General features: G+C 63.2%; 7 protein-coding genes and 1 pseudogene. 4 read left to right on the top strand and 4 right to left on the bottom strand.

The features are described 5' to 3' along the window. Positions 1–16: 16 nt before the first annotated feature. The gene (locus JBO08_RS02110; RefSeq protein WP_065872554.1) at positions 17–1,435 is read right to left on the bottom strand and encodes an amino acid permease; all 1,419 of its coding nucleotides are present in this window, start codon (positions 1,433–1,435) and stop codon (positions 17–19) included. Positions 1,436–1,727: 292 nt separating this feature from the next. Here JBO08_RS02110 and JBO08_RS02105 point away from each other — a divergent pair, with 292 nt between their 5' ends. Genes JBO08_RS02105 through JBO08_RS02095 form a run of 3 tightly spaced genes read left to right on the top strand, consistent with a single transcriptional unit; the run spans position 1,728 to position 14,699 of the window. Continuing rightward, the gene (locus tag JBO08_RS02105; protein WP_065872555.1) at positions 1,728–4,847 is read left to right on the top strand and encodes a transglycosylase domain-containing protein; all 3,120 of its coding nucleotides are present in this window, start codon (positions 1,728–1,730) and stop codon (positions 4,845–4,847) included. A gap of 36 nt (positions 4,848–4,883) precedes the next feature. Beyond that, positions 4,884–9,824: an NEL-type E3 ubiquitin ligase domain-containing protein gene (locus JBO08_RS02100; protein WP_220074555.1), complete on the top strand. Its 4,941-nt coding sequence runs from the start codon at positions 4,884–4,886 to the stop codon at positions 9,822–9,824. Positions 9,825–9,884: 60 nt separating this feature from the next. Beyond that, positions 9,885–14,699 (top strand): NEL-type E3 ubiquitin ligase domain-containing protein, encoded by a 4,815-nt coding sequence (locus JBO08_RS02095; RefSeq protein WP_220074556.1) that lies wholly within the window; start codon positions 9,885–9,887, stop codon positions 14,697–14,699. A 43-nt stretch (positions 14,700–14,742) separates the two neighbouring features. Here JBO08_RS02095 and JBO08_RS02090 read toward each other — a convergent pair whose 3' ends face one another. Together JBO08_RS02090 and JBO08_RS02085 are read right to left on the bottom strand one after the other, a co-directional pair. Next, on the bottom strand, positions 14,743–15,966 hold the full coding sequence (locus tag JBO08_RS02090) for a hypothetical protein (RefSeq protein WP_256534262.1): 1,224 nt from the start codon (positions 15,964–15,966) through the stop codon (positions 14,743–14,745). Between the two features lie 13 nt (positions 15,967–15,979). Beyond that, a complete protein-coding gene (locus tag JBO08_RS02085) occupies positions 15,980–16,375 on the bottom strand; it encodes a CS1 type fimbrial major subunit (protein ID WP_371914462.1) in 396 nt (131 codons plus the stop codon). Here JBO08_RS02085 and JBO08_RS28370 point away from each other — a divergent pair. After that, positions 16,321–16,455, top strand: a pseudogene (locus JBO08_RS28370) (hypothetical protein); the annotation flags it as partial. The gene JBO08_RS02085 and the pseudogene JBO08_RS28370 sit on opposite strands and share 55 nt — an antisense overlap. A gap of 9 nt (positions 16,456–16,464) precedes the next feature. On the opposite strand, the gene JBO08_RS02080 reads toward JBO08_RS28370, so the two are convergent. After that, positions 16,465–17,208, bottom strand: coding sequence for a pilus assembly protein (locus JBO08_RS02080; protein ID WP_065872558.1), 744 nt, complete (start codon positions 17,206–17,208; stop codon positions 16,465–16,467). Between the last annotated feature and the right edge of the window lie 3 nt (positions 17,209–17,211).

Raw genomic sequence — 17,211 nt, 5'->3', positions numbered from 1 at the left:
CGGGCCATTTGTGGCGTCAGGCCGAACGCACCGGCGCCGCAGTCGCGTTGTTCGGTTGCAGCTTGAACACGTAGAACAGCACCGTGAGCAGCACCAGGAAGGCCGGCCCCACATACAACGCCACGCGAGTATCCGGGAAGTACGCCATCAGGCCCACCACCAGCACCAGGAACGCCAGCGCCAGGTAGGAACTGACCGGGTACAGCCACATGCGGTACTTGAGGCCGGCCTGTTCAGCGGGGCTCAGGCTTTTGCGGAATTTGAGCTGGGCCAGCAGGATCATCAGCCAGGTCCAGATCGCGCCAAAGGTAGCGATGGACGTTACCCAGACGAACACCTGGTCTGGCACCAGGTAGTTGAGCAACACGCCCAGCAACAACGCAAAGATCGACAACAACAGCGCCTTGCGCGGCACGCCATTGCTCGAGGTGGTGCCAAAGGTGGCCGGTGCCTGCCCGTTCTGCGCCAGGCTGTAGAGCATGCGCCCGGTGCTGAAAATACCGCCGTTGCACGACGACAGCGCCGCGGTGATCACCACGAAGTTGATAATGCCCGCAGCGGTCTTGATGCCCAAGCGCTCGAACGTCATCACGAACGGGCTGCCCTGGGTGCCGATTTCATTCCACGGGTAGATCGACAGAATCACAAACAACGCGCCGACGTAGAACAGCAGGATGCGCCAGAACACCGAGCCAATAGCGCTCGGAATCGTCTTCTGCGGGTTGCGTGCTTCACCGGCGGTGAGGCCGATCATCTCGACGCCCAGGTAGGCAAACATCACCATCTGCAGCGACATCAACACGCCTTGCACGCCGTTGGGCATGAAACCGCCATGGGCCCACAGGTTGGAAATACCCAGCGCCACGCCGTTGTTGCCAAAGCCGAACGCAATGATGCCGACGCCGCCGATGACCATCGCAATGATGGTGACGATCTTGATCAACGCGAACCAGAATTCGAATTCACCGAAGGCTTTTACTGCGATGAGGTTGATCGTACCCATGCTGATCAGTGCCGCCAGGGCCCAGATCCAGCGCGGCGTGTCGGGGAACCACACGCCCATGTACACGGCCACGGCGGTGATCTCCGCAACGCACGTTACCAGCCACAGGAACCAGTAGTTCCAGCCGGTGAGAAAGCCCGCCAACGGGCCGAGGTAATCCTGGGCATAACGGCTGAACGAACCGGCGACGGGGTTGTGCACCGCCATCTCACCGAGCGCACGCATGATCACCAGGATCGCCAGGCCGCCGATGATGTACGACAGCATGATTGCCGGGCCGGCCATTTCGATGGCCTTGGCCGAGCCGAGGAACAGGCCGACACCGATGCAGGCGCCTAAGGCCATCAGGCGAATGTGCCGCTCGCCGAGTTCGCGTTTGAGCGGACCGCCTTGAGCGGTCTCGCCGTGGGGCAGTGGGTTGCCGACTGGCATAAAGGTACAACCTCATTTTGTTATTGGAGTGTCCGCCATTGGGCAAGCTCGGCGGGGCATGCAGTATAAAAAGCCCAGACCAGGGCCTTTCACTATAAAAGCCATCCAATTTAGTTGAAATGCCCGCGAAAAACGCACTTTACAGGAGCATCTTACCTGCCCCGAGCGACTAAACGTCGCAGGCCTCCTTTATGATATTTCCCACAAACAAAACAGATTTCCCTCACGGGCAGCCCTCAGCGACTAAGCTTCCAGCAAGTCCGATCAATCTGCGTGCAGGGATCAATCGACTATGGGCGCACTGTGGCAAACCGAATCGACTAAGGCTGCGAAAGTACACGGCAGTTCGGACCCAGCGCCGTCACCGAAAAATACCCCCAGGCCCCGTTACGGTCGCCGGCTGTTCTGGCTGATCGTGCTGATGGGGCTTATTGCCCTGGGGTTTGCTGCCGCCAAGGAGGTGCGCACCTCGCGCCTGCAAGCCCAGGAACTCAGCCGTTTGGCCCGCAGCCTCACCTACCAGGTCGAGCCCGGCCCCAGCGATACCATCGCCTACCCCGGCGCCGGCCCGTTCGACCGCCGCCTGGGCTACAGCGACCTCGACAGCTTCCTGCCGCGCTTGCTCAAGCGCGGTTATGTGATCGAGGCCCAGGCGCGCTTTTCCCCGGCCTTGATGGACTACAGCGCCAAGGGCCTGTTTGTGCCCTACGCGGAAAAGATTCAGGCCGGGCTGTCCATCACCGACTGCCGCGCCGTGCCGCTGTATCAATACAACTACCCACAGCAGCTGTACGCCAGTTTTGCCGTGATCCCGCCGCTGGTGAGCAACAGCCTGCTGTTTATCGAAAACCGCGACCTGCTCGACCCCGCCCAACCCCAGGCAAACCCGGCGGTAGACTGGCCACGCTTTGCCAAGGCGGCGTGGTCGCAAGTTGCCAAAGTGCTGCATTTGCCCGGCCAAAGCGCCGGCGGCAGCACGCTCGCGACCCAGTTGGAAAAATACCGCCACTCGCCGGATGGCCTGACCCTGTCCGGTGGCGAGAAGCTGCGGCAGATGTTCTCCGCCGCCGTGCGCGCCTACCACGACGGGCCGGACACCCTCGCCGCACGGCAGAACATCCTGCGCGACTACCTCAACAGCGTGCCATTGTCGGCAGTCCCCGGGCACGGCGAAGTGCACGGGATGGCCGAGGGTTTGCGGGTGTGGTACGGCGCCGATTTCAACCAGGTCAACCAGGCGCTGCTGGGGCCGGTGAGTGCTCAACAAGGCCTGGCGTTACGTCAGGTGCTGTCGTTGATCATCGCCCAGCGCCGCCCTTCCCATTACCTGGCCAAGGGCCGCGAAGAATTGGCGCAACTCACCGACAGCCACCTGCGCCTGCTCGCCCAGAATGGCGTGATCGAACCTGAGCTTTTGAAAGCTGCGCTGGCGAGCAAGGTCACTTACCGGGACTGGGTGCAACAACCGACGGTGCAACCGATCGAGACCAATAAGGGCATCAGCGCGGCGCGCAGCCGCCTGGCAGGGTTGCTTCAGCGCCCGCTCTACGACCTCGACCGCCTCGACCTGTCCGCCACCAGTACCTTGCAAAGCCAATTACAAACCGAGGTTAGCGCCTACCTCAGGCAACTGGCCGACCCGGCTTACGCACGCCAGATCGGCCTGTTGGGCGAACGCTTGCTCACCGCGACCAGCACGCCCCAGGTGCGCTACAGCTTCACCTTGTTCGAACTGACACCGGACGGCTCGCGGGTACGGGTGCAAACCGACAACACCGACCAACCCTTCGACATCAACGAAGGCAGCAAGCTGGAACTGGGCTCCACCGCCAAGCTGCGGGTGCTCACCACCTACCTGCAAATCATTGCCGAGTTGCATGACCAATACGCCGCGCGCACACCGGCCCAACTGAAGAAAACCGAGGTCGCCGACCAGGACCGCCTGAGCCGCTGGGCCGTGGATTACCTGACCCAGACCCCGGACAAAAGCCTTAGCAAGATGCTCGACGCCGCCCTCGACCGGACCTACTCGGCCAGCCCCGGCGAACGCTTTTTCACCGGCGGTGGCTTGCACACCTTTCATAACTTTCGCAGCCAGGACAATGGCCGCAACCCCACGTTGCGCGACGCCTTGCGCGAATCGATCAACCTGCCGTTCATTCGCCTGATGCGCGACGTGGTGCGTTACACCACCTATGCCGGGCCCAACAACAGCGCTGAATTACTCAAGGACGACAACGACCCGCGCCGCCAGGAATACCTGGCTAAATTTGCCGATCGCGAGGGTATTACCTTCCTGCAGAAGTTCTGGAAGAAGTACCAGAAAAAAGACACCCAGGCGCGGCTCGAGACGTTCCTCGACAGCATCCACCCCACGCCGATCCGCCTGGCGGCCGTGCACCGCTACCTGCTGCCCGAGGCCAGCCAGGACAGTTTCAACCGTTTCCTGCGCTCGCACCTGAGCGGCGCCAAACCCACCCCCAAACTGACCGATGAACGCCTGCAAAAACTGTATGCGAGCTACGGCCCCGGCGCCTATGACTTGCCCGACCAGGGCTACATCGCCAAGGTCCACCCTCTGGATTTGTGGATGCTGGGCTACCTGCTCCAACACCCCGAAGCGACGTTCAGCCAGATCGTCAAAGCCAGCGAGTTCGAGCGCCAAGAGGTCTATAGCTGGCTGTTCAAGAGCCGCCATCAGGGCGCGCGCGACAGCCGCATCCGAACCATGCTGGAGATCGAGGCGTTCCTGGAGATTCACCAGCGCTGGCAGGCGGTGGGCTATCCGTTCGATCACCTGGTGCCGTCGCTGGCCACGGCGATTGGCAGCTCGGGGGATCGCCCGGCGGCGCTGGCGGAATTGATGGGCATCATTCTCAACGACGGCGTACGCGATAAAGTGCTGCGCATCGACAGCCTGCACTTTGCCGCCGGCACGCCCTATGAAACCCGGCTGGTCAACGACCCCGCCCCCGGCAAGCGCGTGATGCCGATGGAAGTGGCGCGGGCGCTGCGCGGGGCCTTATCCCAAGTGGTGGACGCCGGCACCGCCAAACGCGTGGCCGGCAGTTTCAAACTGGCCGACGACACGCCGTTGGCCATGGGCGGCAAGACCGGCACCGGGGATAACCGCATCGAGGCCGTCGGTGCTGGTGGGCGTATTCTCAGTTCCAAGTCGATCAACCGCACCGCGACCTTTGTGTTTTACCTGGGCGAGCATCACTTCGGCACGCTCACTGCGTTTGTGCCGGGGCGCAGCGCCGAGCACTTCACCTTTACCTCGGCGCTGCCGGTGCAGGTGCTCAAGGGCATGGCGCCGATCCTCATGCCGTACCTGCAGCCGGGCAGCCAGACCTTGTGCCAGCCGCTGGCCGCTAACTATCTAACTCCCGGCCCGACGCTCGCCCAATAGGCTCATGACCTCGTTCATACAACAAGGTCATCCGCCATGCCGTTACCCGATACCAGCCCTCACGTCGAACTGATCCAGCAGGCCGCGCCCAAATGGTTGCTCAACACCTCAAAGGCCCGCGCCAAGGCGCTGAGCAGCACCGCGCTGGCGATCCAGCCCTGGTACAGCACCGCCGCCGCCGAGCTCAAGCACGCCAACGCCCAGGCCTGGACCACCCAAAATACCGTCGACCAGCAATTGAGCGCGCTGCAGGACCTGCCCGCTTTCGCTGAACCGTTATTGCGCGGGGCGTTGAAAACCCACTACCAGGTCGACGTCGATGTGCGTCAGACCTACTTGTTTCTGGTCAGTGCCAAAGGCCACATCCTGCCAGGCGCCACCAGCCGCAGCGTGTCGCTGCTGGATGCGGCCCTGCATAATTTTTCCAGCAGCGAGCGTTTCTCCGACGCCAGCGACTACATCAGCCAGCCCGATGCCCGTGGGCATTTCACCGTGCTCAAGCTCAAGCCGCGCATCAGCATCGCGCAGTTCACCGCCCTGTGCCGCCGCCTGGATATCGGCGCGCAGTATCAACGCCATCTCAAACGACACCTGTTGCAAACCACCTTGAAAGCATCGGTGATTGCCAACCAAAAAGCCGCCCTGCACGCCGCTGCGCACATGGCGCTGGCGCAGCAGCACATCACGCCCGCCAGCTTTCACCTGCTGCAGCGCACCCTCAAGGGCGAGCGCGGGGTGATGCAGTTCTATCGGCTGGGCATGATGAATACCAGCCTCAGTGGCATCCTGCTGATCGCCGCCGACTTGGATACCGCTCGCGAGGCCGTCAATCTGCTGGCCTACATCCCCCACGACCCGCACACCCCGGTCAAGGAGCACGCCAACACCGTGGCCTTGATGAATGACCTCACCACTCGCCTGCGCGATGCGGACTATCGCCGGTTTTTCAGCCAGTTTGTCGACCAGCAGCAACGCGGGCATTTTTTCAGTGGCTTGGCGCAGCGCTTGAGCACGGTCAAGTGGCATCGCAAGGATGACGTGACAGACCCTCGCCCCACCTGGCGCGACACGCCCGTGAACAGTCCAATCTTGCAGTACCACGTAACCCGCATCGACGGCGACCTGTGGACCCGGCGCTACCAGCAAGCCCTGAATAAAATCCTCAACGATGCCCGTGAACTCGCGGTGTCCACCGCCGACTGCGACAGCCATGCACGCTGGAGCTGGTGGGACAACGTCAGCAAGATGCTCAGCGAGATCTTCGACGCCGCCTTACTGGTGGTCACACCTTTTGTACCGTTGCTCGGCGAAGCCATGCTGGCCTACACCGCGTACCAACTGCTGGATGAAGTGGTCGAGGGCGTGGTGGACCTCGCCGAGGGCCAGGCGCTGGAAGCGGCGCAACATCTTGTCGGGGTGGTGAGCAGCGTGGTGCAACTGGGGGCGTTTGCCGCGGCCGGGAAAATCCTGCCGTCGTTATTCGTCAATCAGCTCAAACCGGTGTGGGTCAAGGGCCGGCAGCGCCTGTGGAACCCTGACCTCAAGCCCTATGTGCATCACGACCTGACGCCGGACTCGAGCCCCGACCGCCTGGGCCTGCACACACAGCAGGGCCGTACGATCCTGCCGCTGGACAACGCGCACTACCGGGTTGAACAACACCCCGTCGAGGGCGACTACCGCATTCTTCATCCCCGCCGTAGCGATGCCTATGCACCCCGCTTGCAGCACAACGGCCAAGGCGCGTGGAGCCATGAGGCGGAAAATCCCAGAGCCTGGGATGAGGCAAAACTGCTGCGCCGCCTCGGCCATTCGGTCAGCGACCTCAGCGACACACAACTGGCTCAGGTCAGTCGCAACAGTGGCACCGAACCCGAACACCTATGCGCGATGCACACTGAACACAGCCCCCCGCCACCGCTGCTGCAAGACAGCCTGCACCGCCTGCGCCTCAACCAACAGGCGCTCACCCTGGCGCAGAACATCCGCACAGGTGTCGCCGCCGATGAGGAGACCTACTGGAGCCCCGCCATGGCCCTGGAACTGCCGGGCTGGCCCGCCAGCCATCGGATAAATGTGTTCCAGGAACCCAGCCTCACCGGAACGGCCACCGAGTTTGGCGATCCCGGCGCCTCCAAGGTCTTGGCCATCAGCCACCAGGACCTCAACAAAGGCCTGTTGCCCGAGCGACTGGTGGACTTTCTCGACGACAACACCCTGCCGGAGCCACGCGCCCAACGAATAGAGGCACTGCGCAATCGCCTTGCCGATAACCTGGCCCAGCGCCAACCCGATGTCTTCGACTACCTCTATGAAAACAGCCAGGCATCGGGCTCGGTACCAGGCGAAGTGATCCGCGCGTCGTTTCCCGAAGTGCCCACCCCCCTGGTGCGCAGCCTGCTCGAGCAGGCACGCCCGGACGAGATCGAGCACATCACCGCACAACAGCACCTACCCCTGCGCGTGAAAAACCTGGCCCGCGCCATGGCTTTGGACGCTCGCGCCAGCCATGCCCATGAAGGTCTGTACGCCACGCAAGCGATCACTCCCGACACCGAACGGCTGATGCTCAATACGCTGAAGCTGCACAGCGATGCCTTTGGCCGCACACGCGTCGAAATCCGCCAGCACAGCCGCGTCGGCAAACTACGCTGCCAGGCCGGGCCCGAGCAGGCCGGACGAGTACGTGTGTTGGTGCGCGACGAGCACGCGCAATACCGGGTGCACGACCACGACGGCAACCTGTTGACCGCCCCCGGCGACCTCTACAGCGCCTTGCTCCAGAGCCTGCCCGAGGTGAATCAGCGTGCCTTCACCGACGGCGCGCAGCTACGCGATTGGCTGATGGACCGCCTGGCGAGCCTGGAGCCGCGGCGCATGCTATTGGATGAACCGATGCAAGCGCCGCTCGGCGAAAACCTGATCCCCCTGCAACGCTTTCGGTGGGTCAGCCGAATGCTCGGCGTCACCCCGCCGACCGTGGAAGACCGTGTACGTGCGCTCTACCCGCACCTGCGCGCCGAACAGGTCAACGCTCGCGCCCAGACGTTTTCAACCCCTGAAGGTCGCCTGGTGCTGCAGGATCTGGAGCGACAGAAAAAGACCCTGGTGGACGACCTGGACCATTGGGTCAAGGCCCCCACCGACTTCCATGACGGCGATGCGGAACGCCGCCAGACCGAACGCATGGTCCGCTCGCTGCTGTCGCGCGCCTTGCAACGCAGTTGGGAAACCTCCGGAGGCGGCTACATCGACGACCTTGGCGAGCGACAGGTGGGCAGTCGTCTCGACCTTGAGGGCTGGCCCCTGGGCCCCAACCTGCTGCGCATGCCGACCCTGCGCAGCAACTTCGGCCACATCACCAGCCTGGCCATGCCCAACACCGCCTTGACCGACGCCAATGTGCCGTTCCTGCAATTATTTCCCAACCTGTTGTCCCTGGATCTGACCCACAACCACCTCACCCAATTGCCGCCGGCCCTGGCCAACCTGCCGCGCCTGACCCAGCTGGATATAGGCTCCAACCCGTTGCGCTGGGATGCCGCGCAACTGGAGCAGGTGAAAAACCTCAGCCAACTGAAAACCCTCGACCTGTCCCACAACCGCAACCTCACCACCGCCCCGGATGTCAGCGGCATGCGTGACCTGCGCGAACTCTACCTGGGCAATACCGCTATCGCCGACTGGCCCAACGGCCTATTCGAGCACCCGCGACCACGCGGTTTCGTGCTGGATATGCAGAACGCGCCGGTCCACGACGTGCCGCAGTTTTTGCCCTGGCAACCCGAGGCAGACCTGGTGGCGCGCACGCGCCTGGACCGCAACCAGTTGGGCCTGGACGCCGAGGAACGCATGGTCAGTTACCGTCTTGAGGTCGGCCTGGACCCTTATCGCACCTATCCACCGCGCGGCGCGCAGGACAGTTTTTTCTGGCTACAAGGCTTCGATGCTCGCGAGCGTATCTGGCGTCAGAACCAATGGAACGATCTGGAACAGGAGCACGGTTCCCAAGGCTTTTTCGAGGTGATCCGCAGCCTGCAACTGCCCGAGCAGGTCGAAACCGAACGTGACCGCGACGCGTTCATCGCCAACCGCACCGGCTTGAGCGCCAATGTGTGGCGCATGCTCGACGCGATGCATCAGGACGAAGGCCTGCGCCGCGAGTTTTTCCGCATGGCCGGCACCCCCGGCAACTGTGCCGATGCCAGTGCACAGATCTTCAATAACCTCGGCGTCGAGACGCTGGTGTACGAAACCTACCGGCGCCGGGCGCAGTTGAGCGCGGACACGTTCGCCGCACACCTGGCCCACCTGGCGCGGCAAAAAGCCCGGCTGGACCACGTCAATCGCCTGGCCGAAGCCGAGGTGAAGCGCCGCCTGGCACCGACCGGGCGCGGTGGCCTGGGCCTGCGCCTGAGCACCGAAGTGCTCGACGGTGTACGCGGTACGGTGGATGAAGTGCAAGTACACCTGGCCTACCAGACTGGCCTCAAGCAGCGCCTGGACTTGCCTTGGCTTGCCGAGCACATGGTCTACCGCACCACCGCCGACGTGTCGGCAAACCTGCTCGACAGCGCCCATCAACAGATCATCAGCGCCGAACAAGGCGACGGCCTGCTGGACCAGATGCTCGACGTGCCGTTCTGGGACGACTACCTGGACGCCACCCACGGCGATGAACTGCAACGCAACGCCGAACGGTTCCAGGAAAAAGCGGGCATGGTCGATGACCTGCAGCAAATCCAGGACACCCTGGCGAACAAACCCCAGGCACCGGAGGAGGAAAAAGTCGCCTTGCGTCAAACCCTGAAAAACCTCGCCGACAGCCTGGGCATTCCCCACAGCGAGGTGCTGACCGGCGCACCGATGACCGACGCCACCTACACCCGCCTGCTGCAAAACCTGGCCGTCGAGCAAAAAGCCTTGCGCCGCCAATTGACGCGACGCGCACTGGCCATGGCCGACCTAACTATCTAACGCCCGGGCGTGTTTGCCGCCCCTAGGCTGATGACCTTGTTTAATAACAGGTCATCCGCCATGTCGCCACCCGATAAAGGCCCGCATTACTCACTGATCACACAGACCCTGCCCGACTGGCTGCGCACAACGTCATGGACACGCGCCCAAGCGCTGGCCAGCGCCCAACTGGCCATCGAGCACTGGCATCCGAGCGCAACGCCCGAGCTCAAGCGCGCCAACGCCCAGGCCTGGAGCACTCAGAATACCGTCGACCAGCAATTGCAGGCGCTTCAGGACCTGTATGCGTTTGCCGAACCGCTGCTGGCCAAGGCACTCAACACACGCCATGGCCTCAACGACAGCGTCAAGGACACCTACCTGTTCCTGCATACCGAGTCCGGCACGCTGCTCAAGGGCAGCACCAGCCGCACCGTGTCGCTGCTGGATGCGGCGCTGCAGAACTTCGCCAGCCGCGAACGCTTTACCGCCAGTTCCAGCTACATCACCCGGCCCGATCAGCGCGGCCACTTCACGATCAAGCCGCTCAAGCAGCGCATGAGCATCGAGCAGTTCGTCGCCCTGTGCCGCGAGCTGGACCTGGGCAAGCAATACCAGGCGCACTTGCAACCGCCCCTGTTACAGCCGGCATTGCAGGCTTCGGTGATCGCCAGCCAGAAGGCCGCGCTCGACGCCGCCGCGCACGTGGCGCTGGCGCAAAAGGCAATCACTGCGGCCAGCTTTCATGTGCTGCAACGGCTGATCATGGGCGAACGCGGGGTGATGCAGTGCTACCGTTTGCAGATCATGGACAGCCTGTTGACCGGCATCCTGCTGGTCGCCGCCGACCTGGACAGCGCCAGTAGGGTGGTGCCGGTGATCGCCTACATCCCCGATGACCCACAGTGCCCGGTCAAGGAGTACCCAAGCACCCTGGCCTTTAAGCAGGACCTCAGTGCGCGTCTGCGCGAACCGGCCTACCGCACCTTCTTCAGCCGCTTTGTCGACCAGTCGCAACGCAGGCTTTTTTCCAGCCGCCTGGATCAACCTGCGCACTACGCCGCCCAGCATATTGGCGGCGACCTGTGGACCACCCGTTACCAACAGGCGCTGAACAAAATCCTCAATGACGCCCGCGACCTGGCCGTGTCCACCGCCGACGCCGACAGCCGCGCGCGCTGGGCCTGGTGGGACAACGCCAGCGGTCTGCTCAGCGAGATCTTCAATGCCGCGTTGCTGGTGATTACGCCTTTTGTACCGCTGCTGGGGGAGGTGATGCTGGGCTACACCGCCTATCAATTGCTTGATGAAGTGGTGGAAGGCGTGGTCGACCTGGCCGAAGGGCAGGCCCTGGAAGCCGCCGGGCATCTGGTCGGGGTGGTCAGCGATGTGGTGCAACTGGGCGCGTTCGGGATTGCGGGCGCGTTGATTCCTTCGGTCTTCGTCAATCAACTCAAGGCGGTAGAGGTCAATGGCAAGACGCGTCTGTGGAACCCGGACCTCAAACCCTACGCGCAAAAAAATCTCGTGCTGCCGGCGGAGTCGACCCCCGACAGCCGTGGGCTGCACACCCATCAGGGCCGTACGCTGCTGCCGTGGAAGGGTGAGCACTATGCATTGGAACCCATAGCGGATAACGGCCTTTACCGCATCCTGCATCCCGAACGACGAGACGCTTACTCGCCGACACTTCAGCACAACGACACCGCCGCCGCCTGGGACGAGCCACGACTGCTGCACGCGCTGGCCCCCGACCTCGATGCCTCACAGCGCAGGCAAGCGCTGACCAGCAGCGGCGTCTCGATTGACGTAGTGCGCGGCGCCTACAGCCTGCGCAAAGCCATTGCGCCATTGCTGGCCGACAGTCTCAAACGCGCGGCCCTCGACCAGCAGGCACGCCGTTTGCCCGAGCAGATCCGCGCCGGCATCGCCGCCGATGAAACCACCTACTGGAGCCCGCACCTGGCGCGGGAATTACCGGGTTGGCCGTCAGCCAAGGCGATTGAGGTGTATGAAAACCCGCAGTTGGAAGGCCCGTGCGTACGCTTTGGCGAGGCGGATGCGGACCTGGTGTTGCGTATCAGCCGCCAGGACCTGAACGCCGGATTGTTACCCGAGCGGCTGGTGGATTTTCTCGACACCGACGAGCGCCATGCCATGCTCGGCGCAGTGCCCGAAAACCGCGCGGCGCAGATCGATGCACTGCGCGAACAGCTTGCGGCGCACCTCGCGGGGCAGCAGGGCGCAGTGTTCGACTACCTCTACCGCAACAGTGAAGAGGTCACCCGCGCACACGATAGGTTGGTACGCGAGGCGCTTCCCGAGCTCCCCAAAAGCCTGGTAGACGACGTGCTGAGCCATGCGCGCCGCGACGAACGCCAGGTCATGGACGCTGAACAACGCCTGCCCCTGCGCCTGCGCAACCTGGCCCGCGAGCGGCTGTTGCAGGCCAGGGGCAGTCACGCCTACGAAGGTTTTTACCAGAAGGGGCCGTTGAGCGCGGACAGCGAACGCATGCTGCTCAACACCCTCAAGTTGCACAGCGATGCGTTCGGCGACCTGCACCTGCAAATCCGTCAGCATTCGCCCGAAGGCTCACTGCGTTACAGCGCCGGACCGCAGCAGGCCAGCCGCCGCCGTGTTCTGGTTCGCAATGATGCCGGGCGGTATGAGGTGTACGACGGCGATCAACAACCGTTGCATGCCGCCAGTGATCTCTACGAGGCGTTGCTCCACTGCCTGTCCGCCCGCCAGCGCACTGCATTGGGTTTTGCCCCAGGCGACGGCGCTGCCTTAAAAACCTGGCTGATGGCAACCCTACAACCGTCCGAGGTGCGTCGCACCGTCCTGGCCGAGCCGCCGCTGCGCGCCGACGTCGCGCCGGACGCTCTGGTGCTGACGCAAAAACCCATGCACCGCGTGCCGCAATGGAGCAGCGAATACCTGCCGCCGACGTTGGAAGACCGGGTCAAATCTCTCTACCCCTTCGCGCCCCAGCCTGATATCGAGGCCTACCTGAGCGGCCTTGAATCTCCTGCCCAGCGCCTGGTGTTCGAAGCCCGCGAACAGGAAAAACACGCCTTGCAGGAAGACCTCAGCAACTGGGTCAACCGCACCTTCGAGCCAGCAACGGCGCAAACCACCCAACGCCGTCTCGACCTGGCCCAGGCGCTGATCCGCAGTTGGGAACACAACCTCAATCCCGGTGAGGAAGGCATCGGCCTGAGTCTCGAAGGCGTGACCCTGGGCGGCCAGTTGAGCGACCTGCCGAGGTTGCGCGCCAGCTTCGCTCATGTGCAGCACCTGGACTTGATCGACGCCGGCTTGCTCGACGCAGACACCGGTTTCATCGCCAACTTCCCGCAATTGGTCTACCTCAGCCTGCGCAGCAACGGCCTGACCCGATTGCCACAGGCAGTGGTCGAGCTGCCTTACCTGACCCAGTTGCGCCTGGACAACAACCCGATCCAGTGGAACGCGGCCAGCCTGGAGCAACTCGCGGGCATGGGGCAGCTGCGCCAATTATCCCTGGCACAGAACCGCGCCCTCACCCAGGCCCCGGATATCACTGGCATGCCGCACCTGCGTGCGCTGTCGTTGCGCGGTACCGGGGTCAGTGAATGGCCCATCGGCCTGTTTGACCCACCGCGCCCGGCCAACTTCGCCCTCGACCTGCAAAACACCGCGATCAGCGACGTGCCGCAGTTTCTGCCCTGGCAACCGGAGGCGGAACAAGTGGCCCGCGCCCGCATCGACCGCAACCAACTGAGCCGGGAAGGCGAACAGCGCCTGGTCAGTTATCGCCTGGCCCACGGCCTGGACCCGTACCGAACGTATCCACCCAAGGGCGATATCACGTTCTGGCTGCAGGACGAAAGCACGCGGCACAAACCCTGGCTACGTGAGATGTGGAACAACGTCGAGCGCGAACATGGCTCACAGGGTTTCTTCGAAGTGATCAAGAGCCTGGAACAGCCGGAAGCATTTGAGCACGAACAGGACGAACGCTTATACCGCGCGCACCGCCGCGAGCTGACCAACAAAGTCTGGCGCCTGCTGATCGGGGCCGAAGAGGACCAGGCGCTGCGCACGCAACTGTTTGCCATGGCCAGCCACCCGATCAACTGCGCCGACGCCGGCGCCCATGTGTTCAATGCCATGGGCATCGAGCTGGAATTGTTCGCCGCTCGGGGCCTGTTACGAGGTGAATACCTGCATATCCGCCTGGCTGAATTGGCCAAGGGCAAGGCGCGCCTGGACCTGGTCAACCAAGTGGCCCAGGCCGATATCCGCCAACGCGTCACACCCGTGGCGCAAGGCGGCCAGGGCCTGCGTTTCAGCACCGAGATGGTCGACAGCCTGCCGGGCACGGTGGATGAAGTCGAGGTCTACCTGGCCTACCAAAGCGGGCTCAAGGGGCGCCTGGACCTGCCTTGGGTCAGCGAACACATGACCTACCGCGCCACCGCCGAGGTCGACGACGCCAGGCTGGATAACGCTTATGCCACGGTGCAGGCACTGGAGGCCGGCGAAGGGCTGGTGGACAAGATGCTCGAACAGCCGTTCTGGGACGAGCACCTGCGCAGCACCTATGCCGACCAGTTTCGCGCGAGCATCGAGCATGCCGAGGCACTGACTGATCGGTTGGATGATTTGCTGTTTGCGCAGAAACAATGGGCATCGGCCACCCCCGAACAACGAACGCCACTTGAACCGCAACTGCTGAGCCTGGCCGACGCCCTGCACGTGCCCCACAGCGAAGTACTGACCGGCCGAGAGATGAGCTCACAGACCTACGAACGCCTGCTCGCCGCGGGCTTCACCGACGCACAGCCCAGCGAGCAAACCCTGGCCAGGCGCCTGACCCATGAGGTCTTGCAGCCAAGTGAGATATAGCGATGTGGGAGCGGTTATGCGTTAGTTAGATAGTGGTGGTCTGTCAGACCTCTGAATCCCAGGTCACGGTGACCAACCCGGTGTAGCGGCTGCCGCTGCCCTGGTCGATCATCTCGGCCACGGCGTCGCCCTTGACCTCGAAGTGCAGGGTGCTGGGTTGACGGTCGACGTAGGCGCTGGGGGTGATTAAGTCGGTGCCGCTGCCATCGAGCAGCAACGGCCGCCGCTGGATCGGGCGGCCGGCGCTGTCGCTCAAGTGCGGCGGCAAGGTGACGGCCACGTCCAACGGCACTTGATGCCCGGCGGGGTTGCGCAAGGCGCAGGTGTTGCCCAGGGGCTCGCCGCATTCGAGGGTCATCTTGAAGTGGGTACTGGTCCACAGGTTGAGCGGTTGGTCGCGATACAGGCGCGTGGGTTTGCGCCCCCTGTTGAGCCAGGCCTGCCAGCCGCCCTGGGGCTCGAGTTGCACGCGGTTGCCGCCTGGCGGGATTTCCACCTTGATGTGGTGATCGACTTCCAGGGTGAAGTTGAAGGTCAAGCTGTTGTCATTGGGCATCATCACATCGCCGAAATCGAAGTCACCGCCCGGGCCCAGGGTGTAAGTGATACCGCCTTCGTAATCGCCCGCCTCCATGGTCAGCGGGTTGGGGGTCTTCATGGCGTAGGCATATTCGGTGTGGCTGTAGTTGAAACTGTCGATGGTGATCTGCGGCGACCGGGAGCACACGCCGGCGTTTTCCGGGACCAGCCAAAAGAACAGTGCATAGTGGGTGAACCCCGTCGCATAACCCACGCCCTGACATGGGCTGGGCGCCTCACGCCAGAGGGCCACCCAGTTGGTGGGATGCCAGGCGGTCACGCCCTGGGGCAAGCTGTTCCAGCGATGGCCAATGCCGGCTATGCGCATCTGCACCACTTCGGTCTTGCCCGTGCCACGGTGGGTCACCGTCACATCACGCCAGTCCGAGGGCACCTTCCACATTGCCCCTTGGCGCGGGCTGGGGTGGTTGGCCACGATGGGCCCGTTGGACTGCGCGGTGATATCCGTGGTGCGGATCGTAAAGATGCCAAGCGCTTTGCACAGTAGCGGAATATGCCCCGGGCACACGCCGCTTTCCGGAGTGGTGTTAACGAAAATATTGTGGCCAGGGTTGCTCGGGTCCGGACGGAACGCGGCGGTGATGTGTTGCACCGCCGCCTCGGCGGTGGCGCATGAAAGGCTCAGCATCAAAGCCAATGTGGCGGGTAAAAACACTCTATTGCTCATGACGGAATATCCTTCACAGGCGCGGCGCAATGGCGTCGAACACCATCTGCACCGTGCCGAAATAATGGCCCGCGCGGTAATCGTCGTCGGGCTTGATCGCACGGATCTCCAGGGCCACGCGCCTGCCAGGCTTGGCCTCGGCAGCCGAGACCACTTCGACCGACGTGAGCCCCAGGGGCTGGTTGTTGAAGCGCACCTGCAGGTCGATGCGATCAGTACCGTTGGACAGGGAGGGCATCTGCTCAAGCCGCGCTTCGATAGAGCCGCCGATATTTTTCACCTCGTATTCGGCCCGCAACGGGCTCAGTTCGGACGACACCGGGTTGTAGTGCAGCGGGTTTTCGCGGTGCACCAGCTGCGGGTCCATGGGCAGCACGTAAAAGTCTTGGCTGGGAATTTCGGCGAACACTTCGAAGGTTTCCCGTTCGACGGCGGCCTGCAGCGGTTGCAGGCATGCCACAGCCAGGGCAGCGCACGTCAGTCTGTTGAACATGCCGGTCACCCTTCGATCTCGATATGGCGTGTGTCGTTGCCTTCGATCAGGTTGAAGCGGTATTCGCGCCCGGCCTGTTTATCAAAGCCAAACGAGCGCCCGACCATGATGTGGTGCTTGGTGGTGGGCCGGCAGTCGAGGCTGTCGGCCCGGCAGTCCTTGAACTCGTCCACCACGACCACGCTGTTGCCGTTGTTGCGCAGTTGCCAGCGCTTTGCGTCGTTCTGGATCACGCTTTGGAAACGCGTGTTTTTGGGCCGCACGAAAAACACCGTGCCGTAGCCGGCCAATACCTTGACCCCGGCGGACAGGCTTTGCTTGTAGTCAGCGCGCTCCTGTTCGCTGACGGCGAACTCATCTTCGGTCTCGGGCACCACCGGTACGAAGCGCACGCGGAACATGCGCTCCTTGTCACGATTGCCCATGAACAACAGACGCGTGCCCTGGGTGCCGTTGGCCGGCACGATCAGCCGTGCGGGGCTGGCCATCAGGCCGTCGCGCACGGTGGCGCCGGCCTGGGTCTGCACCGGCACCTCGCGGTAGCTGCCGTCGGCGGCGTAGATCATCTCGAGGATGTTGACCTTGACGAACGCAGTGGAGGTGCCGCCGTTGAACACGCGTTTCATATAGGTGCTCTTGGCTCCGTCCAGGTAGTCATAGACCACCCCGACGTTGATCTGCGGCCCGGCCTGGGCGCCGAGCGGCAACAGGCAGCACAGCCAGAACGCGTATATCACTGATGGTTTCATGTT

Origin of the sequence: Pseudomonas sp. LAP_36 (assembly GCF_019456785.1) — a bacterium.
In the GTDB taxonomy this organism is placed as follows: Bacteria; Pseudomonadota; Gammaproteobacteria; order Pseudomonadales; family Pseudomonadaceae; genus Aquipseudomonas; species Aquipseudomonas tritici.
This window is presented reverse-complemented; position numbering and strand designations above follow the sequence as displayed.